At 44.0% G+C, this 21,088-nt stretch carries 21 protein-coding genes; 6 read left to right on the forward strand and 15 right to left on the reverse strand.

Features of this window, described 5'->3' with window-relative positions; translation table 11 throughout:
• The first annotated feature begins 32 nt into the window (after positions 1-32).
• Positions 33-593 carry an RNA polymerase sigma factor gene (locus ACPW7N_RS24720; protein WP_425654337.1) on the forward strand — a complete coding sequence of 187 codons (561 nt, stop codon included), beginning with the start codon at positions 33-35 and terminating at the stop codon, positions 591-593.
• Positions 590-2,155 carry a DUF4179 domain-containing protein gene (locus ACPW7N_RS24725; protein ID WP_425654338.1) on the forward strand — a complete coding sequence of 522 codons (1,566 nt, stop codon included), beginning with the start codon at positions 590-592 and terminating at the stop codon, positions 2,153-2,155. Before ACPW7N_RS24720 ends, ACPW7N_RS24725 begins: the two co-directional genes overlap by 4 nt.
• Positions 2,156-2,315: 160 nt before the next feature.
• On the opposite strand, the gene ACPW7N_RS24730 is transcribed toward ACPW7N_RS24725, so the two are convergent.
• From ACPW7N_RS24730 to ACPW7N_RS24765, 8 genes are all read right to left on the reverse strand, one after another.
• Complete coding sequence (locus tag ACPW7N_RS24730; RefSeq protein ID WP_425654340.1) at positions 2,316-3,224, reverse strand: hypothetical protein; 909 nt, start codon at positions 3,222-3,224, stop codon at positions 2,316-2,318.
• A 139-nt stretch (positions 3,225-3,363) separates the two neighbouring features.
• Positions 3,364-4,107 carry an IclR family transcriptional regulator gene (locus ACPW7N_RS24735; protein WP_425654387.1) on the reverse strand — a complete coding sequence of 248 codons (744 nt, stop codon included), beginning with the start codon at positions 4,105-4,107 and terminating at the stop codon, positions 3,364-3,366.
• A 144-nt stretch (positions 4,108-4,251) separates the two neighbouring features.
• Positions 4,252-5,127, reverse strand: coding sequence for an ABC transporter permease (locus ACPW7N_RS24740; RefSeq protein WP_425654343.1), 876 nt, complete (start codon positions 5,125-5,127; stop codon positions 4,252-4,254).
• 3 nt (positions 5,128-5,130) lie between these two features.
• Positions 5,131-6,078: an ABC transporter ATP-binding protein gene (locus tag ACPW7N_RS24745; RefSeq protein WP_425654344.1), complete on the reverse strand. Its 948-nt coding sequence runs from the start codon at positions 6,076-6,078 to the stop codon at positions 5,131-5,133.
• Between the two features lie 66 nt (positions 6,079-6,144).
• On the reverse strand, positions 6,145-7,326 hold the full coding sequence (locus ACPW7N_RS24750; protein ID WP_425654345.1) for an anti-sigma factor family protein: 1,182 nt from the start codon (positions 7,324-7,326) through the stop codon (positions 6,145-6,147).
• Positions 7,327-7,860, reverse strand: a complete 534-nt coding sequence (locus ACPW7N_RS24755; protein ID WP_425654346.1) for a sigma-70 family RNA polymerase sigma factor — start codon at positions 7,858-7,860, stop codon at positions 7,327-7,329.
• Between the two features lie 133 nt (positions 7,861-7,993).
• A complete protein-coding gene (locus tag ACPW7N_RS24760; protein ID WP_425654347.1) occupies positions 7,994-8,383 on the reverse strand; it encodes a hypothetical protein in 390 nt (129 codons plus the stop codon).
• Positions 8,384-8,426: 43 nt separating this feature from the next.
• Complete coding sequence (locus ACPW7N_RS24765) at positions 8,427-11,048, reverse strand: DNA translocase FtsK (RefSeq protein WP_425654348.1); 2,622 nt, start codon at positions 11,046-11,048, stop codon at positions 8,427-8,429.
• 281 nt (positions 11,049-11,329) lie between these two features.
• Here ACPW7N_RS24765 and ACPW7N_RS24770 point away from each other — a divergent pair, with 281 nt between their 5' ends.
• The 3 genes from ACPW7N_RS24770 (at position 11,330) to ACPW7N_RS24780 (ending at position 13,767) form a co-directional block, all read left to right on the forward strand.
• Positions 11,330-12,922: a copper amine oxidase N-terminal domain-containing protein gene (locus ACPW7N_RS24770; RefSeq protein WP_425654350.1), complete on the forward strand. Its 1,593-nt coding sequence runs from the start codon at positions 11,330-11,332 to the stop codon at positions 12,920-12,922.
• A 126-nt stretch (positions 12,923-13,048) separates the two neighbouring features.
• The gene (locus ACPW7N_RS24775) at positions 13,049-13,423 is read left to right on the forward strand and encodes a MerR family transcriptional regulator (protein WP_425654352.1); all 375 of its coding nucleotides are present in this window, start codon (positions 13,049-13,051) and stop codon (positions 13,421-13,423) included.
• A gap of 29 nt (positions 13,424-13,452) precedes the next feature.
• On the forward strand, positions 13,453-13,767 hold the full coding sequence (locus ACPW7N_RS24780) for a thioredoxin family protein (protein WP_425654353.1): 315 nt from the start codon (positions 13,453-13,455) through the stop codon (positions 13,765-13,767).
• Between the two features lie 166 nt (positions 13,768-13,933).
• Here the strand turns inward: ACPW7N_RS24780 and ACPW7N_RS24785 are convergent, their stop codons facing one another.
• From ACPW7N_RS24785 to ACPW7N_RS24800, 4 genes are all read right to left on the reverse strand, one after another.
• Positions 13,934-14,080: a hypothetical protein gene (locus ACPW7N_RS24785; protein WP_425654356.1), complete on the reverse strand. Its 147-nt coding sequence runs from the start codon at positions 14,078-14,080 to the stop codon at positions 13,934-13,936.
• A 6-nt stretch (positions 14,081-14,086) separates the two neighbouring features.
• Complete coding sequence (locus ACPW7N_RS24790; protein ID WP_425654357.1) at positions 14,087-15,490, reverse strand: tryptophanase; 1,404 nt, start codon at positions 15,488-15,490, stop codon at positions 14,087-14,089.
• Positions 15,491-15,728: 238 nt separating this feature from the next.
• The gene (locus tag ACPW7N_RS24795) at positions 15,729-17,078 is read right to left on the reverse strand and encodes a sigma-54 interaction domain-containing protein (RefSeq protein ID WP_425654358.1); all 1,350 of its coding nucleotides are present in this window, start codon (positions 17,076-17,078) and stop codon (positions 15,729-15,731) included.
• A 9-nt stretch (positions 17,079-17,087) separates the two neighbouring features.
• Complete coding sequence (locus tag ACPW7N_RS24800) at positions 17,088-17,864, reverse strand: inositol monophosphatase family protein (protein WP_425654360.1); 777 nt, start codon at positions 17,862-17,864, stop codon at positions 17,088-17,090.
• A gap of 125 nt (positions 17,865-17,989) precedes the next feature.
• Here ACPW7N_RS24800 and ACPW7N_RS24805 point away from each other — a divergent pair, with 125 nt between their 5' ends.
• The gene (locus tag ACPW7N_RS24805; RefSeq protein ID WP_425654361.1) at positions 17,990-18,367 is read left to right on the forward strand and encodes a hypothetical protein; all 378 of its coding nucleotides are present in this window, start codon (positions 17,990-17,992) and stop codon (positions 18,365-18,367) included.
• Positions 18,368-18,518: 151 nt separating this feature from the next.
• Here ACPW7N_RS24805 and ACPW7N_RS24810 read toward each other — a convergent pair whose 3' ends face one another.
• The 3 genes from ACPW7N_RS24810 to lepB all read right to left on the reverse strand — a co-directional run bounded on the left by ACPW7N_RS24810 (position 18,519) and on the right by lepB (position 20,882).
• On the reverse strand, positions 18,519-19,001 hold the full coding sequence (locus tag ACPW7N_RS24810) for a PaaI family thioesterase (protein WP_425654363.1): 483 nt from the start codon (positions 18,999-19,001) through the stop codon (positions 18,519-18,521).
• A gap of 79 nt (positions 19,002-19,080) precedes the next feature.
• Positions 19,081-20,028: a DMT family transporter gene (locus tag ACPW7N_RS24815; protein ID WP_425654364.1), complete on the reverse strand. Its 948-nt coding sequence runs from the start codon at positions 20,026-20,028 to the stop codon at positions 19,081-19,083.
• A 329-nt stretch (positions 20,029-20,357) separates the two neighbouring features.
• The gene (gene lepB / locus ACPW7N_RS24820) at positions 20,358-20,882 is read right to left on the reverse strand and encodes a signal peptidase I (protein ID WP_425654366.1); all 525 of its coding nucleotides are present in this window, start codon (positions 20,880-20,882) and stop codon (positions 20,358-20,360) included.
• Positions 20,883-21,088 lie beyond the last annotated feature (206 nt).

Raw genomic sequence — 21,088 nt, forward strand, 5'->3', positions numbered from 1 at the left:
CCAACTCAGTAAAGGGAGAAGGAGGTTTTACCATGACTCGCGAGTCAAATTTGATGTTGGAATTTCAAAATGGAAACAAGGAAGCATTTTATCAGTTGGTTGAGCCACATTTAAAAAAAGCATATCGAACTGCTTTTACCATTCTGCACTCCCATTTTGAAGCAGAGGATGCGGTTCAGAACTCTTTGCTGGAAGTTTACCAAAACTTAACCGTTCAAAAGGAAATTCACCAGTTCGGCGGATGGTTTCATCGACTGGTTGTCCATCGCTCACTTGATTTATGCAGACGAAAACTCAAAGAAAGTGAGCGAAAAACAACAGGAGAAGTTCTACCCCTGCTCTCATCGCACGATCCGTCTCCAGTAGATAGGCTGATTGATTCCGAACAGTACGATGAATTGCTTGATTACATTCTCAAATTAACGATCCATCAACGTACTGTTATTGTTTTGTACTACTTTCAGGAATACAGTATCGAAGAAATCGCTGAATTATTAGGAATTAAGGAAGGCACGGTCAAGTCAAGATTGTATCACGCCCGCATTCAACTTGGCCGCTTCTACATGTCAGACAATCGGGAGGAAGTACGATGACTCAATGGGATAAACAACACAAACAAGATATTGACAGCGCCTTCGAACGTATTGAAGTTCCCGAGAGCCTGTTTACTTTTGCAAAAGAATTGCCTTACCGGCTTGAATCTGAACTCTCTTCTCAACCAAATGCGAGTGAATCAACAGGTAACTCGAAAAGGAGAAATCAGTGGATGAGATTAAAACAAGTAGCGATTGCAACCGTCGTTACCCTAACACTAACCGTTTCAATCGGGTCAGCAGTCTCCCCTACGTTTGCGGAGTATATCAAATCACTTTTTGATCGTCCGACATTAGATACGGGGTTACAGTCGGCAGCGAAGCAAGGATTCTCTCAAGAAACGCAAGCATCTGTTACCGATCAGGGAATTACCTTGAAAGTGAAGGAAGTCTTGGCTGATTCCAATCGTCTGATCTTTACCTACAGTATTGAAAACCAAAAAGGCGAAACTCTTGATCCTCTAAGCCTGTTCGAGAAAGAGGTCTGGGGCACTGATATCTATTTTCAAAAAGGAAAGGATACTTTCACAGTGATCGACGAGAACGGCAAGGAAGTATCGACAAGTATCCTTTATGAAACAAACAGTGGACGTGATGTTAAACAAAGCTTTAAAGATGTTATCCCACATGCACCCTATGCGGACATGACATTCAGTCTAAACGAAAATCAGGTTTCCAAAAAGTTATTCGTTGCAATCAACATACATGAAATTAACTCCGTCAAAGGGAAGTGGGAGCTAAAAGTTCCAGTCGATCTTGAGAAGAGCCTGGCTTCTACCAAAGAAATTCCCATTCAACAAAACTATACAACCCCTGATGGTTTGCGCATTGACTTGCAAAAAGTCACGTTTTCCCCTACCGCAACAAGTTTTGACATCCAGACCGAGTGGACGAAGGAAGCGAAGGAAAAAATGCAAAATCACCCAGAATTCTTCTTTCCCAACAGCTCGGTATTCAGCCATCACCGTCCTCACTACCAAATCCTTGACGGAGAAGGTACTGTTTTGGGAACTTCTCGTGCTGGAAGTGAGAAGGAGATCAAGCTTCAGCCTGTTTCTGCTCGTACAGAGGAAGATATGAAGAAAGGCGAAAAAACAATCTGGCATCAATCCTATGCTCCGTTTAGCAAAGAAAAGAAGCTGTTCTTCAAGCTTATTGGAATTGAACGGACAGAATATCCCGGCAAACAAATCGTAATCAATCCAAAAACCCTGAAGGAAAAGCCAGTCACCCTGGAATACAATGGGACCCGTTATACCTTTACCAATTTCTCTGTAGACAAGGAAAAGAATCAGGCAGTATTGGAAGCGGAGCAAATCGTCACTACGATGGGAGGCGGATTCAAGTTTACAGATGAGCAAGGCAAGGAGTACATGAAGGATTATGAGGCATCAAAAGTAACTTTGGAAACCATTGATCCATCAAAGGGTATCAACAAGATGTCTGCCAAAATCGTTCTCAAAGGATTCACGGAAATACCTGAGCAATTAACCATTACCTTAACTACCGCTGGAGTGTATTACGACAATGTTGATTGGCTCGTGGAAATTCCTCAACCATAAAAAATTACGAAACAGGAGAGTCTGAGGACAATTGCTTGCAAAAAAAGCAGGTAAGGCAACGATTAAATCTACCTATCGAGGAAAAACAGCTACCATTTCTGTCACTGTAAAATAATACGACACAAAAAAGACCCAAGAGAGCTGCTCTTGGGTCTTCTTCTTATTCAACAGTTACGTAGATATTGTATTCTTCATCTTGATATTTGGCGGTAATCATTGCATTTCCCGCTTTTTTTGCAGTGAATTTACCGTTTTTGACAGCTACAACATTTGATTTATTGGAGACCCATGCAGCCAATTCCGCCACATTTTCTCTTGTACCGTCTGTATACTCTGCCGTTAGCTCCACTTGAAGAGTCTCACCTTTTTTCATCGTAAAGTTTCTCATTTCGGCAGTTAATGATTGTACTGTTTTAAATTGCTGACTCAAAAAGGAGGTCATATCATACTCTAGTTCTTCTACCATATCCTGATCAGTTACCACAATGACATCGTCGATCATACTGCCATCATCGTCAGTATCGATCAGGACAACATAATCGCCTTCTTCCACTCCTGTGACTGTATTGAGATTAGTCATGTTCCAATAGGCCGTTGTTGAACTCGTGTAGTAATGATACTCTTGATCTCCAACTTTATATGTAATCTTCTTGTCATCTACTTTATCTACACGTGCAGTTGTAATCATATCAACCTTGGCTGCCTGTGTTCGATTTATTTTTACGTTCTCAGGTTCATCATCGGCTCCATCCATTAGTTCTTTTACAGCGTATTTTATGACGTTCCCATCACTTACTTTATAGGTGAAAAAGTCAAAACGCCCCATCTCCATTAGTGCTTTTTTGGCTGTACCCAAAATTTTGTACTGCTTGATGGATCCATCTCTCGTAATTACATTGACGTAATCTTCACCGCCCATTGAAGAATAATTATTGATCAAGCCATACTCACGAGCAATATTGTCAGCGTTTTCAGCCTCTTCATTTGCCTCAGTTGCACTCCCTTGTGGCACACTCGCAAAGAATAACATGACAGCAGCAACTGATAAACACATCCATTTTTTGAACAAACTTTCCATCTCCCTTATACATATTTTTCTTTTACATATATTACCTTTCTATTATCGCACTTTAAGGTAAATTTTGGAACACAAAAAAGACCCTGTATCATACGGGTCTTCTTCCTTTTCATTGATTGTTCAATTTTCCTTACTTCATCATCTTCGCCATTCGTGTTGCTGCTTCAACCAGAGGTACGGCGATTTCCTGCATTTTTTCCTGTGTCAGTCTGTTCGATGGTCCAGAGACGGATAAAGCAGCGATTACTTTTCCTTTGCGGTTAAAGATTGGGGCAGAAACCGCAGCCGCTCCGACTTCACGTTCTTCCACACTGGTTGCAAATCCTTGTTTGCGGATGATTTCGAGTTGGGCCAAAAATTGCTCCCGCTCGACGGTTTCTGGCCAACTGATTTCGTGGAGAATTTTGTCCTGTGTTTCTTCGTCCTCATACGCTACCAGCAGCTTGCTCGAAGCACCTACGGTAAGCGGCATGCGAGCGCCAATGGGAGCTACTCTGCGAATCGGCTGATTGCTTTGAACCGCTTGAATGCGGATGCGTTCCGATCCATCCCGAACATACAAGCTGATCGTCTCACCAACCAAATCACGTAATCTCTCCATTTCTGGCAATAGTACAATGGACATGTCATCTGATTGTGTCAGATTGGATGAGAGTTCCAGAATTCGATAACCCAGTCTGAACTTCTCTGTCTCCGGATTACGCATGACAAAGCCTTTGGCTTCGAGAGATCCTAGCAAGCGGTGGACTGTACTTTTATGAAGGGAAATGCGCTTGGCGATCTCACTTAAGCCGAGTTCATGTTCCTGTGTGAAACAAAGTAAAATCTCCAAAGCCCGGTCTACTGCACGTACAGTTGATTTATCTTCTTCCAGTACACTCACCTCTTTCTAAAAAGGAATAGAAACTGAACTGTTTCACCAGATGAAATAGCGTTCTATTATTCTTATCTTCAGTATACTGGAAAAAGAAATCCTGCGTAAAGAGTTAAACAAGCTTATTATAGGAAAAATCGACCATTACAAATCTCGACGCCCAAAAAAACGAATAGCTGCCAGCAATGCACAACAACCGTAAATCAGTGCATACCCAACCATCAAATCACTCGGTGTTGATGCACTTGCAAAAATCCCTTGTGATGCGAAAGAGAGGGGATCATCTGAAGCTTCAAAAAGGGATAACGTCATTTTACGAAACAAAGAGTCCAACGGAAAGAGTAAGCTGGTGATAATGCCTATATTAATGAGCGATTGATTTTCGAATAATGCACCAAACTGCTCAATAAACCCGCCAATAAAGCTGATCCCGTACAGGATAATGACAATGATTCCCCCGTTAATGGTCGTCATCCGGCTACTGAAAAACAAGCTCACCGCCACTACAATCAACGGCTGCAGCATGAACAGAAAGCCTGCCAAAAGAATCTGTTCTGCAGTAAGATCAACTGACAAATACTTTCCGCCCAGAAATGCATTTATCCCAATAATTCCGGCAAATAAAAACAAGGCATAGGCTGCCAGGATTCCTGCTAATCCGATGTACTTCCCTAGTACGATCGAGTGGCGATGGATAGGTCGTGCCAGAATTGTATCGATGTGATGGCTTTCAATTTCACTGGAAATACTGCCGATGCTTCCCAGAATCGATAGCAATACGGTAATAAAACTTGCAAGGTATAGTCCAGCGCCAAGTAACTGGGTGGAGAGAAACAGATACTCCAAATTGATACTGGCAAAATCTCTGTGCGAACTGGCAAAGTCTTGACTCGCTTGATCGGCTGCAAAAAGGGTGGCAACTCCATATAACAACAAATACGCCACAGACATCAGTATGGCGATCAGAAAGATACGTTTATATAACAATTCCTTGTAAGCTAGTTTGGCAATTGTCCACATTGCTTAGTCTCCTTTTCCTGACACACATTGCATGAAGATTTCTTCCAAATGAGGCTTCCTCGGATTCAACTGGTACAAATCTACGTTTCGTGAGCTGAGTCCATGCACCAGGGCAGGGATCTGTTCCATTTCAGATAAAGTCAGGAGCCAGCTAGTACGTTCTCCATTCCGTGAAATCAATCGTGCTTCTAGTACTATCGGGCGAAGTTCTTCCCAGATGCTTGTGTCTGCTTCTTCCAATCCGATTTCGATGTCTATCTGAGGTAGAGACGCTCCAAGCAATCGCCATTCTCCTTGAATGACGAGTTCCCCACGGTTAATAATTGCCACATGGTCGCAGATAGACTCTACTTCACTTAAAAGATGGCTGTTCAGGAAAATGGTTTTCCCACTGTCACGCAATTCTGCTACCAACTCACGTACCTCTTTGCGGCCAATAGGATCGAGTGCAGATGTAGGCTCATCCAAGAAAACAAGCTCTGGGTTTCCGAGTAATGCTGCTGCCAGACCGATTCGCTGCTGCATGCCTTTGGAGTATCCTTTGATTTTGTGATCTGCACGGTGCGATAGCCCCACTCGATCAAGATAATAATTGATTTGTGCCTTGCGTTCACGTACTTCTACTTTAGCCAAATCGGCATGAGACTCTAGAAGCTGCCGCCCCGTTAACCAGTCCGGATAACGAAATAATTCAGGGAGATAGCCAATTCGCTTCCGTGCCTGTACAGATCCGATTGGCTCTCCTAAAATCGTAGCCGTGCCACCTGTTGGCTTGATCAGTCCTAGCAGGGTGCGGACGAATGTACTCTTGCCTGCCCCATTTGGACCCAAAAATCCATATACGACTCCCTTGGGTACCTGTAAGGTTATATTGTGGCATCCTGCCGTTCCATCATACTGCTTGCTTAATCCGAATGTTTCTATTACCGCTACCTGCTCACGAACACTCACAAGTCTCTCTCCTTTGCTCGTCAAACATGGCTAAAGAGGCTTACAGATAAGCCTCTTTTTTTCAGCCTATTTTTTCAATTGTTCGATCAGATCCATTACAGCTTCTTGATCAATCGGTTTATCGTTGGAGTTACCCCAAGCTTCCAATTGGTACATCTTGCCGTCCTTTTGCCAGATGGCGTAAGCGTAGTTGTTCTCACTGTTGAATAACCCATTCACTCCATCAATCTGAATTTCTTCTCCCTCACCTTCCACATACGGGATCGGAAGTGTTTCTTTCCAGTTCCCTATGCTAGCCAATTGCTTCTGGACATTGCGTGGAATAAACGGCAGTTGGAGGATCGTTTCCCGCAATTGATCAAGGTCTACATCTTTGGGTGCTTCCAGCGAAGGGGCCTCGGATTTGGTAAACGTAATATGATTGCCACCTTCTGCTTCAGTAGGTTCAAAATAGGTGCGTACCTGTTCAGGCAACGTCAAGGAGAATTCCTTTCCATTTAGTGAATCATCAAACGTAACGTCCGATTTCAGTTTTTTGAGGAAGCGGTTGGTTTTTTGGGTATCAAGCTCAAAAGTAAGCCTCCAGTCACTATTGCGCTCCACCGATGCAACATCATATCCTTTGGGAGCTTTTGGTACGTCAACGCCTGCTTTTCTAGCAGCCTGTTCGTTCTTGAAAGTCTCTTGCTTGTTATCTTTCATCTCCATTTTTCCCAAACCAGCCAATTCCTTGCCACCGTCTCCGCCCTCTTCCATCCATTGGCGAATCTCATGCAAATCGTTATCGCTCAAGCGAATCAGCTCAGTCTTATCCATCCGAAACATGGTTAAGAAGTTACTTGCAGCAACCTGCACAGAAGGAATTGCCAAGGACCCTGCAAGTAGTGCGACCGCCGCTGCACCTGAAAGCCACTTCGTATAGGTGTTCTTCATTGAAATCCATCTCCCTTTTGTTTGTTGTCGTTTAACAGGTTTCATGAATGGTTGAATATCGTTTTGGTGATCAGAGATACGTTCCTGGAATGCATGCCATGCCCTGTCTACATCTATCTGAATAGAATCAGCCGCAGGTGCAGACATACTCTCATGTATCGCAACCTCGGTCCATTCTTCCAAACGACGCAACTCATGCATCAATTCCCGACAGGCTGCACATTGCTCCAGATGAATCGCAATTTGCTTTCTCTCTTCACGACCAATCTCTCCATCGATGTATGCTTGAAGGTATCCCCAGTCAGGACAATTCATTTACATTTGCCCCCTTTTCCGCAGGTAAAATTCTCGAAATCGCTTTTTGGCTCTGGCCAGTAATGTTCCTATCGAGCTGCTTTCAACTTCTGCAGCCTTTGCCAGTTCACGATAGTCATAACCGGAGTACTTCATCAGCAACAGGAGCCGATCCCGCTCATTCAGGTCGTGCAGTGTTTGGCGCACCGAATCAATCTCATCCAGTTGAAGCCAGGTTTCCTCTGTTGAATGGCTGTTCGCAGTTTCTTTGCTATGCTCTTTTTCTTCTCGCAGCATCCTGCGCTTCTCCTGGCGCAACGTATTGTAAGACGTATGAACCGCCGTCTTGATCAACCAGGCTGATATATTTTCTATTTCTCGGATATTTGTCGCATACAGCTTCATAAAAACTTCCTGCGCAATATCTTCAGCAAGTGCTTGGTCCTTGACCAAACGGATAATATATCGGACCACTTGCGGGTAATGTGTACGAAAGATTGACTGGAAATCTTCTGGGTCGGAATGATTTCTTTTCATCTGTTCACGTACTCCCATTCTCTCCCTCCTTCTCATTCTTCACTAGTTAGACACCGCCAAGCGGATTTTTGTGACACATAAGATCTTTCCTGAAAATAAAAAAAGTGGAAACCCGCCAAAACCAAGCTTCCACTTCCGATCATCTGCAGTTTTACACAAGCTCTGGGTTATATCTTTTCAGATAATGATAAATGTTCTCCTGTTTTAATGGTTCAGCCGACAGTTGAAAGCCACTTTCCTGCATGTGGTCGATCAAAAACGCAGTTCCCCGTTGCAGCCTCTTCTCTGCTTGTTCGGTAGTTGTGAACATGTAGGGAATCAGAAACTGGACGTACCAAATATCTCGGGATTCTTCTGAGACATCTACCTGCAATTCCAGATCGGCACAGTCAAAATCGAACAGGGCATGAAAAAGGGAATCGCGCTGTTCTTGTGAATATTCTTGAAGCGGCATACACCAAACGGACAAATAATATTCCTCATTAAACAGTGCCAACTCTTCAGTGATCAATTGATAACTTTTCTGAAATTGACTCAACACCGAAACACGCTCCCCTTCTTCAGTTAATCCCCTAAATCCTGCTCTACAAAAGCGTTGAACCTTCCGCCATTGCTTGAGCATCTTCTACGGTAATCAAGACTGCTCTTGGTTTTCCGCCACTTTGTCCTGCAATGAATCCCTCTGCTTCCATCATATCAATCAGACGGGCCGCACGGTTATACCCAATTCGGAAGCGGCGCTGGAGCGAAGAAGCAGATGCTTGCCCCTGCTCGGCGACAAATACGAGCGCTTCATGGAACAGGCTGTCATCTCCCATGTCGTATGAATTAACCGACTGCTCCAAATCTTCTTTGCTGAACAGATAAGCAGGTTTTCGCTGGTTCTTGATCATTTCTGTAACCCGATCAATCTCGTCGTCAGACACGTAATTGCCTTGCAAGCGAATTGGCGTTGTGCCGCTTTCGAGAAACAGCATATCCCCTCTACCCAGCAATCGCTCGGCTCCGCTTTGATCGAGAATGGTGCGAGAGTCAATTTGCGAGAATACGGCAAAAGCCAGACGTGTAGGCACGTTTGCTTTGATATTTCCCGTAATGACATCGACGGATGGACGCTGAGTAGCAAGCAGCAGGTGAATGCCGCATGCCCTTGCCTTTTGTGCAATTCGGATGATACAGTCCTCGACATCTTGCGGCGAAACCATCATCAGATCAGCCAACTCATCGATAATAATAACGATATAAGGAAGCTCCTGATCCGCCTGTTTATTATAGCGCTCAATATCCCTGACACCTGCATCGACAAACAAAGCATAGCGTTTTTCCATCTCTTCTACCGCCCATTTGAGCGAAGCCGTTGCCTGTTTAGCGTCTGTTACAACCGGAGTGACCAGATGCGGTAAATGGTTATACGGTGCCAACTCGACCATTTTGGGATCAATCAGCAAAAGACGTACCTGTTCAGGAGTTGCTTTGTACAGCAGACTGACGATGATGGAGTTAATACATACACTTTTTCCCGAACCAGTAGAACCCGCAATCAATCCGTGCGGCATTTTCTTGATATCTGCCACAATCGGCTCTCCACCGATATCCATACCTAGTGCAATCGCAAGCGGTGAAGGGTGATTCTGGAACTTCTCGGAACCAATAATTCGACGAAGAAAAATCGGTTCACTCTTGAGATTAGGCACCTCGATCCCTACAGCGTTGCGCCCTGGAATAGGTGCTTCGATGCGAATATCCTTGGCTGCCAGATTTAATTTGATATCATCGGACAACCCCGTAATTTTGTTTACCTTGACGCCAGGTGCCGGTTGAAGTTCGAAACGGGTTACGGCTGGTCCCTTTACAATGCCTACTACCTGTGCGTTTACGTGGAAATTTTCCAGCGTCTCCTCTAGCAGTTGCTTTTGTTGAAGCGTATATTCATAAGAATCATCAGACAGAACAGGCGGAGAATCCAATAGAGACAGGCTCGGAAACTCATACTCACTGTCAACGTGCTCACTCGAATTTTGTAAAGTGATTTCTGGAATAGTCACTGGTGCGATTTCTGGTCTGGTTTCTGATGCAAATTGCTGACTAAATACTGGTGTAAATTGTTGACTAGTGACTGGTGTAAATTGTTGACTAGTGACTGGTACAAATACTGGTGTACTCACCGGTGTGATCTCAGGGCTTGCTACTGGAGCAAGATCTGCTTCAGGTGATTGGACTGGAATAAATGGAGCTATTTCTGGCACCCGCTCTGCACTCACAGCCACTTGTTGAATCGAAGACACTACTTCAAAAGTTGTAGCTTTTGCGATCTCGTCCTCGAATCCCCGGATTTCCTCGAATTCATTGATTTTCTTGAATTCAAGGATTTCCTTGAACTCTTCTACTTTCTCTTCTTCCTCGACAACCACTTCAACTGCATCTATTGACATTAGCTCAACTGCTGGAGAGGCTTCTTCGAATAGTACTTCGACTGTTTCTTCAACTGTTTCTTCAACTGTTTCTTCAACTGTTTCTTCAACTGTTTCTTCAACTGTTTCTTCAATTTCTTCAATTTCTTCAATTTCTTCCTCTAGGTCATCTACGATTTCTACCTTTTCTCTCATGGAAAAGACCTCAATTGGCTGATTATCCAGCGTAGAAGCCTGATCTTCGTGAAATTCTTGTACCTTTTGAGTCTCTTGAACTACTTGAGTTTCTTGAACTTCCTGAATTTCTTCTTCTTTACTCTGATAGAGCAATTGATGATCAATCGGCACGGTTTTATTTGGATCAATCTTTCCATAAATTGGCGACAGAATATGCGTTGGTTCAAACGCTGCAGACTCTTTTTCTTGATACAACGCCTTCACTTGTTTGCTCGTAACAGGCTCATGCTTGGCGGAAGCTTGCTTCATCGCCTCATCCGAACGGTCACGAGACTGTTTTTGTTTGTATACCTCGAACGGCGATTCTACTTCCACAGCTTCCTTTCGCCGAGTTTGCTTATTGGTTCGGTCAGGGATAACCGGAAAGCGAAATTGTCCCCGAATCAATTCATCCTGCTCCGCATTGGTACGAGTGCGTTCACGTTCGCGTGGATAGATGCTCTTGGTTCTTGTTTGCGGTTGTTTGGAGGACGATGGCACTCGTGGTTGCTTGTTTTCACTTTCTTCCTGTATATCCGCCTGAAGGCTCTTAATAAATCGTTCTAGCCACGACCACATGGATTACTACTTCCTTTCTGGCAAAACCTTGTTCCTTACTATATCTCTTCCATCTTACCACGAAAACTTCCTCTCGTACCCTTTTATTAAAATAGGGACTTTGTGCTCAAAATCACTAAAACTTTCTAAAACAACATAAAATTTGCATCCTTTTTCCATTTCAATCGTATATAGTATAGGTACTAGTGGCAGTAAGTCCCATTTTGTGAAAATGATGCGACTTATCTTGTCACTAGATTTGTTTAGTTGTCTGAACAGAAAAAAAGAGGTGAATCATTTTGATGTTGAAAAAAGGTAGTATACTTCTGCTCGCATTCTTATTGTTGCTAACCGGTTGTTCCCAAGAAGCCGCCCTCGTTCGTGACTCCGCCGTGGCCTCCATGGAGAAGCAGAACTACGATTTCAAAGGCACATTGAAACTGACTGGAGATTTCGAGAAAGCAATGAAAGACGCTGGAGAAGACGAGCAAGAAGAAGCTCTAGCAATTATTTCAGCTTTGACAAGTGGTGTAACGTTGGAAGGTTCTCAACGTGATCTCAAAACTGCCAAGTATGTGATTACGCTGAATGATGACAAAGTCCTTCGTGATCACAACATGTGGAAGGGCGAGCAGAAAGCTGCTCTGGAACTGTTCATTGCCGACCAAGATGTATACGTCAAGACGCCAATTGACAAAAAATACCTGAGTGCCAACTCAATGGGCAGTGCTGATGCTGCGATCGATGCAGAAAAAATGAAGGAATTCCAGAAAAAATTAAACGATTTGACCATTTCCTTCATGAAAAAATACATCGCCAAATATGGTTACAAGCTCTCCAATGCGAAGAACCTCGGCACAACTACAGTTGAATTGCCAAATGGCGAAAAAGTAAGCGCAACACACATCACCATGACTCTTGATGCAAAAGAAATCCTGACCATGCTTTTGTTTACAGCAAAAGACGCAACGATGAATAAAGATGTTCGCACGTTTGCCGTAGACGTACTCATGCTGACAAATGAGTTCTACTCTTCGATTGCAAAAGATGAAGAAGAAATGTCCTTCTTCCCACCAATCAAAGAACGCAAAGATGCTGAAGCATTAGTGGATAAAGGAATTGAAGGACTCAAAGCAGAAATCGACAAATTCGAGAAGACTTCCTCCATCGACAAGGTTTTGGAAGATGCGAAGAAAGAAGGATTTGAATCCTTCACTATGAAGCTTGATACTTACATCACAAGCGATAAACTGCCTGTTCGTTCTACATCCAGCATGCAATTGTCGTTCAAAGATATGGGTAGTGACACACAAGAACCACTTACGTTTGGACTTGAAGCTGACCAGTATTCCTGGAACTGGGGCAAGGCAACTGCCTTCACCTTGCCAACGCCTGATCAAGCCATTTCCGTATTGCAAATCGAAGAAAATCCGAAGCTGATTAAAGAATTTAACCAGGACGGCTTCTTCTACCGCATCCTGAAAGAAGCGTTTGTACGCAACGAAACAGGAACTATTGTTTTTGATCTGAAAACCAATACAACAGAACTGAATTGGGAGACTGTGAAAGATGTGCGTCCTGCCATGGCAAATGGTACGGCGATTGCGCCTTTCCGTTTTCTCGGTGAAACATTAGGCGGCACAATCACCTATGATGCAAAAACAAAGATGTCTGTATTAACAACAGCTAAAGACAAAATCATGGTGAAAGCGAACAGCAACATTGCTATCGTAAACGGGAAAGAAATGAAGCTTCCTGTTGCAGCTTCCAACGTTAACGGCACTCTCTATGTTCCCCTCGTCTTCGTAAGTGAGCAACTTGGTGCAGATGTTACCTGGTTGGAGGATGAGAAACAAGCGATCATCTATTTTGAAAAGGAATCAGATTTCGAATAATGATTCAAAAGACCAGAGAATCTTCTCTGGTCTTTTTTCTTTTTGCTTTTTTTCTTCTTGACCCTGACGCTAATGTCACAGTTTATAATGGTAATACAAATCTCGAGCAGAGCAGGAGTTGTGACCGTGAAGATTGGCGAGCTTTCCAGATTAACAGGGGTGAGTATCCGTTCGCTGCGCTACTACGAACAAAAGGGTCTGCTCTCCCCTGCACGACTAATAAACGGCTATCGAGAATATCACCCGTTTGCTGTCGAACAAGTAAATACCATCTCCTTTTACCTCCAGTTGGGGCTCTCAACGGATGAGATCGGGAGCTTTCTTCATTGTGTGATGAAGAACAAGGAGGCATTCTGTCAGGAAATCTTGCCGGTGTATAAGAAGAAGCTGGAAGAGATCGACAACCAGATGAAGCTGTTGACGATGCTCAGGTCCAACCTGGAGGAACGCATTGAAGCGATTCGTGCGGAGAATCCAGATCTGTTCGAGAAGAGTGAGTAACAGTAAAAACGGATGGAGGCGTGAGGAACATGGCGAGAAAAATTACCAAAGATACATTTTTTCAAGAGATACAACAAGGCGTCACATTAGTTGACTTCGGAGCACCCTGGTGTGCTCCGTGCCGAATCCAGGAGCCTATTTTAGATGACTTGGCTGTTGAATTCGAGGGAAAAGCATCGATTCTGAAAGTGAATGTAGACGAAGAGTCTGAATTGGCTGCTGAATTCAATGTGATGGGCCTGCCGACTCTGTTGGTTTTCAAAAATGGTGTTCCTGTCGAAGCCATGCGAGGACTGCAATCAAGAGAAATAGTGAAGAGCAAATTAGCAGAACAACTGATGTAAGAGCCTTATCGCTACACATAGAAAGTCACCCGATTCGCTTATGAATGGGGTGACTTTTTTTTGGTAGATATTTATGTTAGTTTTTCTAACACGAACCATTTAGTTCGTGTATACTGTTCTTATTAGATGACAGAAAAACTAACAAGGTGGTTTCAGAATGAAAAAGCTAATTGATGTATGCCCCGTTTGCCGTGCTGTTCTTGTTGCGCATAGTTCCAAAGGTGAAACCGTCCTCTGGTGCTCCCGCAATCCTTCCCACTTCCGCTGGACGCAAGAGAAATAAGGCTTCCAACACTGTAAGAGTTCTGTCCACACCACCTTACTCTACGGCAACTGTACTTTCCACTACTGGCTCCAATCTTGCCGTAAAGTGGCGGAGAATCTGTGGCTCATAGGTGAACTGCAAGCCTTTTACCTGCTCTCTTCGCTGATAGATGTTAATCAATGCGTTGGCTACCACTCGCAAGTGATTGTCTGTGTAAACACGACGTGGAATAGTCAAGCGGAGGAACTCTACTGGTGACTCCAGATTTTCTCCAGTTTTCGGATCACGCCCGAGCAAGAACGATCCAACTTCTACCCCTCGAACGCCAGCTTCCAAATACAGTTCAACCGCCAGCGCATGCGCAGGGAACTGATTGTAAGGAATATGCGGCAAGAACTTCTTCGCATCCACGAACACCGCATGACCACCTACCGGCTTCTGGATTGGCACTCCCGCCTCATCAAGCCATCGTCCCAACATCTCTACTTGACCCACACGATGGGACAGGTAATCTTCCTCAACCACTTCTTTCATTCCTCTGGCCAGTGCTTCCATATCCCGTCCAGACAAGCCGCCATACGTCGGGAATCCTTCGAAAGGTACGACCATGGAACGTGTCTTTTCATAAAGTGCTTTATCATCACGAATGGCAATCATTCCGCCCATGTTCACCAGTCCATCTTTTTTGGCACTCATGGTGAGACCTTCTCCATACGAGAACATTTCACGGATGATCGATACCATGTCTTTATCAGCATAGCCAGCCTCTCGTTGTTTAATGAAGTACGCATTCTCGGCAAAACGGGCCGCATCAAAGAACACACGTACACCGTACTGCTTGCCAAGCTTGCTTACCTCACGTATATTCTCCATGGATACTGGCTGTCCACCCGCACTATTGCACGTAATCGTGATGAGAATGAACCCGATATTTTCTTTCGGCGTGCTCTTCAGGAAGTTTTCCAGCTTAACCAGATCAAAGTTCCCTTTGAATGGATGCGGTGAGCTGGTGTCGAACGCTTCTTCGATTACAAAGTTTAGCGCCTCCCCTTTTGCCAATTCGATGTGCGCTTTCGTTGTGTCAAAGTGCATGTTGCCAATCGCAATCTTATCCGGTTTATCCAGCAACAACGGGAAAAGAACCTGTTCAGCGCCACGTCCCTGATGCGTCGGAATCGTGTATTGGTAACCGATGATTTCCTGTACCGTCTCTTGCAAGTGATAATAGTTACGACTGCCCGCATACGACTCATCGCCAAGCATGATTCCAGCCCACTGATAATCACTCATTGCTCCTGTGCCACTGTCCGTCAAAAGATCAATGTAAACATCATCGGAACGTAGTGAAAACGGATTGTAGCCAGCTTCTTTTATTTTGACTTCCCGCTCTTCACGTGGAATAAGGCGAATAGGTTCAACCATTTTAATTTTATAAGGTTCTGCGTGGTACTGATTCATCTCTAGCCCTCCCGTAGGTTTGTTTGTACTGTCTCCAACCTATGTAAAAGCAACTTCTGTGCCAAACAGAAAATCCTTTATTCATAAAAATGAACCCCATATCCTATTGGATAGAGGCTCTAAATGAATTTCCGCATATAATTCCCGTCTCAAAATAAGACACTTTCTCAAGAAATAATGTCTACTTTTGAGACGAACATGCGAGTCTTATGTATCATTTTAAGTCATACTATTTACCTTATTCTATTTCGATTCCATATTCCTGCAATTTTCGGTACAAAGTCGCTCGGGAAATTCCCAACTTTTTCGCCAGTTCACTTTTGGAGGGAGTCAGGGCAGCAAGCTGTTTCATGTAGAATTTCTCCATTTCCTCCAGAGTGTATGGTTTCTCATCCAAGGAAATGCTGATCTCTTTTCGAGGCCACTGTTCCCTTTTTCCCAGACGCAGGGCAATGGAATCAATGATATCGTTTTCCTGTAAAGCAAGGGCACGCTCCAGCATATTCGACAATTCTCGTAAATTCCCCGGGAAATCATGCTGTTCCAGTGCACGAATTGCATCTTCTGACAAACGCACCTTGTCGATTCCCAGCTTTTTGCTTGCCTTGTCCAGAAAGAATTCAGCAAACTCACGAATGTCTTCCCTAATTTCCCGTAATGGCGGAAGCTCGATAGGAAAAACGGCTAATCGATAGTAAAGATCCCGGCGAAACTCACCCTCATCAATCATTACTCGCAAATCTCGATTGGTTGCTGAAATGATCCGCACATTTACTTGTTTTTCCTGGTTTCCACCCACCCGTTTTACCCGATAATCCTGAAGGACACGCAGCAGTTTTGCTTGCAGTTGCATGCTCATTTCACCGATCTCATCAAGAAATAACGTACCCTGATCTGCCATCTCGAACAAACCAGGACGCCCGCCTTTCTGCGCTCCAGTAAAAGCTCCCTCAACATAGCCAAACAATTCGCTCTCGAGTAGTGATTCGGGGATAGCCGCACAATTCACAGCAAGGAACGGCTTCCCCCTTCTATCACTCTCTTGATGAATATATCGTGCGAGCACTTCTTTCCCTGTTCCGCTCTCCCCCATCAAGAGCACGGTGGAAGGAATCCTTGCTGCCCGCCCCGCCAACCTCCAGATCAACTTGCTCTTTTCATGCTTTCCAAAAAGGATGCCGTCTGTTTCCAAAGTTTGTGCCTGGATGGCCCGAATCGTCTCATTCGCAATTTGCAACTGCTCGGTTAGGCGTCTCACCTCGGTAATATCACGGAAGATCGAAACTGCGCCAATCAGCTCCCCTTCAATAAATAAGGGAACAATATTGGACAGTACTTCACGGTCTCTTACCTTCGTCCGTACCCCTGTTTGTGCCTTTCCGGATCGAAGTGTATCAGCCAATCGGGAAAACGGGACGGCATCCGTAATGTAGCGCCCCACCAATTCTCTTGGCTCTTGACCGGTAATCCGTGTGTTAGCGTCGTTTACATAGCAGATAATACCGTCAGCATCAATGATAGCCATCCCGTCATGAAGGGAATCAAAAATCGGTTTTGCCACCTGTATCATTGTGGATAGTGTGGTCATTGGTAACCCCTACTTTTGAATAAGATTCAATATACGCTCGTGGATCACGCCATTCGTCACAACTAAACTGGGAAGATCTGCTGGGTTAAAAGCCATATCCTGATATTCTTTGTTCTCCCAATCTGTCACTTTTGCCCCTGCTTCCTGCGCAATCAGAATTCCTGCGGCTACATCCATGATTCCTGACTTCTGCATAACCACGTAGTCAATCCAGCCATGCGCTAGCAGGCAAAAATCAAGTGCAGGAGCAATGTTGCGCATGACCCGTTTTGTTTGCATGAAAAGCGGCTTCGTAAAGGCAAGCTCTTCTTCTTTCGTTACTGAATCACGCCCACGGACATACGTTCCTACAGCACGACTGAGGTCATCCCGCTTGCTTACATTCAGTTTTTTTGCATTGAGGAATGCACCCTTCCCCTTTTCTGCCCAAAACATCTGTTCAGACACCGGATTGTACACTACTCCTAAAATCGTCTCTCCCTTATACTCCAAAGCAATGGAGACACTAAAATACGGATAACCAATAAAGTAATTATTCGTGCCATCCAGCGGATCCACAACCCAAACGTATTCTTCCCCTCGTTCAACGACCCCTATTTCTTCGGAGTGAACCGTATGGGTCGGATAATACTGATGAATGACGTCGATGATAATGCGCTCACTCTCTTTGTCTTCTGGCAATTTGACGTCATTATGAGACTCCAGGTCAGGAAATAGCTGCTCTGTAAATCGTTCTTTGAGGTATTGCCCTGCTTGATAAGCAGCCTCTTTTGCAATTTGAATCATGGTATCTACTCCTACTCTCCAACCAATTATTATTTCAAAATTTTCCTTCATTTACCCTTGCAATCATAAGGCAAACTGACTATGATGAAAAGACCATTTCGATGGGTAGAAAGGGGCGTAAGAAAATGAACAGTGATTTTATACGCCTGAAAAACCTTGAGGGCGAGCTCAAGCTTACACAGATGAACAAAAGCCTTGGGTGTTCAGTTACCAGCAAGGAATTGGTTTTTCAGAAGCCACACATGACGTACCATCTGTTTCTTCATGATATAATAAGTATGGTTCCCATTTCTTTGGACAAACGTAATATTACGTTCAGAAATCAAGCGGAAATGATCCAAACCTCTTTTGGTGGCGATTATTACAAGATTTCTGTGAAGTGGGTGCGAATGGTTAGTCGCTCCGGTGTAACCGAACGTGAAGATGCGGAATTTATCGTTCCTCTGTCCGCAAAAATGCTGCAGTATATCTCAATGTACAGCGGTTTAGTAGTCATCAAATAAATGAACAAAACGCTCTTGCTGAGATCAGTAAGAGCGTTTTATTTTATTGTTTGGGGCCCCGCCGGTGATGCTCAGGGCGTGCGAGTGTCGACGATGCAACACGGATGTTGCGTTTAGTCAACCGCCAGCGACAGCTAAAGCCGGGTGGGTATTATTTTGCTTTTTCTTCACCGAGTATCATGAAGGTAGCAGTCGCATGAGTGATCAGTCGATCCCGCTCATCATATACGCTTCCTTCAAGGAACACCAATTGTCGACCACGATGTAAAATTTTTGCTTCTGAACGCAGGGTGCCAGTTTTGACAGCCCGAATGAAGTTGGTCTTTAGCTCCGTCGTCACGGCATACAATCCTTCTGGCAGGGAACGGTTTACCAGCGAACCCATCGTTGAATCGATCAGTGTCGTTGTAATTCCACCATGCACGACTCCCAGACTGTTGTACATGAAGGTAGTGACCGGAACGATAAACTGGTACGTTTTTTCATCGAGAAAGCGACCTTTTAATCCTAAAAAACCAGACAGATAATAACTTCCGCGTTCTTTGCGCTGACGAATAGACTGCAGTGCCAACTCCAGGATTTCTCTGTCTTCGTCGCTTCCCTCTAAATAGGCCTTTTGTAACTCTTCCATCATGTTTGTGTCCTCCGACCCAACAAGTGTTATCTTGGCTAACCCTTTACACACTTTATTCTAACGCAGGACTTATCCAATTTCACGCATTAACTTCCCGGGCAACCGATTCTTCACGCCTTTTGAAGAGCTTGAATGCACGTGGGCGCCTTTGTTGGAAGGATACATAAACTCCGACAAGGATGAACATTCCGCCGATTGACTGCGCAACTTCTAATTGTTCTCCTAGCAAAATGATGGCAAAGACGGTCGCAAACAATGGCACCAGATTCAAGAAGGGTGACGCTTTGGCAGGACCAATGTTTTGGACGGTTACAGTCCAGCAGAAAAACGCAATGACTGAAGCAAAAAGCCCCAGGTATAGTAATGCGCCGATTACCTGACCAGAGGCCAGATTCACAGTCTGTGTTTGCATTTCCCAAACAGACGCTGGCAGCAGGAACAAAACTCCAGCAGCAATAGACAAAGTGAAACCGGTTAAGCCAGGCATTTGGCCACTCGATTTTCGAACGAGAATGGAATAGAATGCCCAAATCAGATTTCCCACAAGCATCAGCAGGTCTCCAATATTTACCTGAAAATGGCTTAGTTGTGCCAAGCTTCCCTTGCTCACAATCCACATGACACCGAGAAAGGAAAGAACGAGTCCTACGATTTGGGAAGGGTTGATCTTCTCCTTCAATACCAAAAAAGAAACGATTACGATCATGAGTGGTGCCCAAGAAGAAAGAATTGCCGCATTGATCGCAGATGTATGTAAGATCGATTCATACACAATCCCTGTAAAAGCAGCGATCCCCAGGAACCCCATCCCCAGAATTGTCTTCCAGTGGCGCAAGTACATTTTGTAATTTTGACGGATGTCGCGAAACGTAAACGGAAGAATAATGAATAAGGCAATTGACCATCGCAATAATGAGAGCGTAAATGGTGGCACTTCTGGAAGTGTAGCGCGACCAGCAACGAAGTTACCACCCCAGAAAAGCGTAGCGATAACAGGCAGCAAAAATGTCCACTTGGTAGATTGCATCTCGCGCAGTTCCTCCTATTAAACTAGTTTTTATATTTCTTTCACTTTAGCATACGAAATTCTCCAAACTTCACTTTTCGAATTATTTTGCAATTTAGTATTTATTCATCACTTTTATACGGTAAAGCTTTTAAACATATATGCAAAACAGTGTTAAACCAACACTTTTAGCATGCTGTAAATTAAGTAGACCTAAATAGCAGTTGAATAAAAAGTAGATATGATGTATTTTCATTCATTCGCAATCAGGTTAAAGCCTCCTATTTTAAATGAAAAAAAGCCATTCTTTTCAGATGGCTTCTTACCCGCAATGATCGATTCTGTTTATCTTACTCCCATAGCTCTGCAATATCGTCAAATGGATAATATCTGAATACCGCTTTCCCGATAATGGCCTTTTCATCCACAAATGGAGTTTCCCACATGTGCGAATCAAAGCTGTTATTGCGGTTATCCCCCAAAAAGAAGAATTGTCCTCTTGGTACCGTTACAGGCTCAAAGTCATACGTCATTTTTTCTTTGATATACGGTTCTATCACTAGTTCGCCGTTACGGTATAATTCTCCACCTTTAATCTCGATTGTATCTCCACCCACGCCAATCAAACGTTTGATAAACCGTTCCTCGTTCCCTTTCACTGGGGGATAGAAGACAACAATATCTCCTACTTTCAGGTTTTCCGTGTCTGTCAGTTTTTCAATAAACAGCCGATCGTTTATATGCAGAGTCGGAATCATGGAACCAGACGGAATTTCTACTGCTTCCGCTACATAAATACGGACAGTAAAACTGATCGCAAGTGCGATACCGATTGGAATAAACCATTCTTTTATAAAGGTCAAGACTCGATTCACGCTGTCTCCCTCACCTTCTGATTGTTCTACATAAACTTATACGACCAAAGTCAGGAGAAAGTTACAAACGATTTTCCTGAGCGAATGTTCAGACTTTTTGGGTTGTTCAATCATTTACCCAAGTGGTAAGATAATTGAAATATATAAAGAGAAATTCAAAAAGGAGGACAAACTTTTTGGATATCCTCTTTAAGAGCTGGAGGGTT

Origin of the sequence: Brevibacillus nigriterrae (assembly GCF_049846925.1) — a bacterium.
Taxonomy (GTDB): domain Bacteria; phylum Bacillota; class Bacilli; order Brevibacillales; family Brevibacillaceae; genus Brevibacillus_H.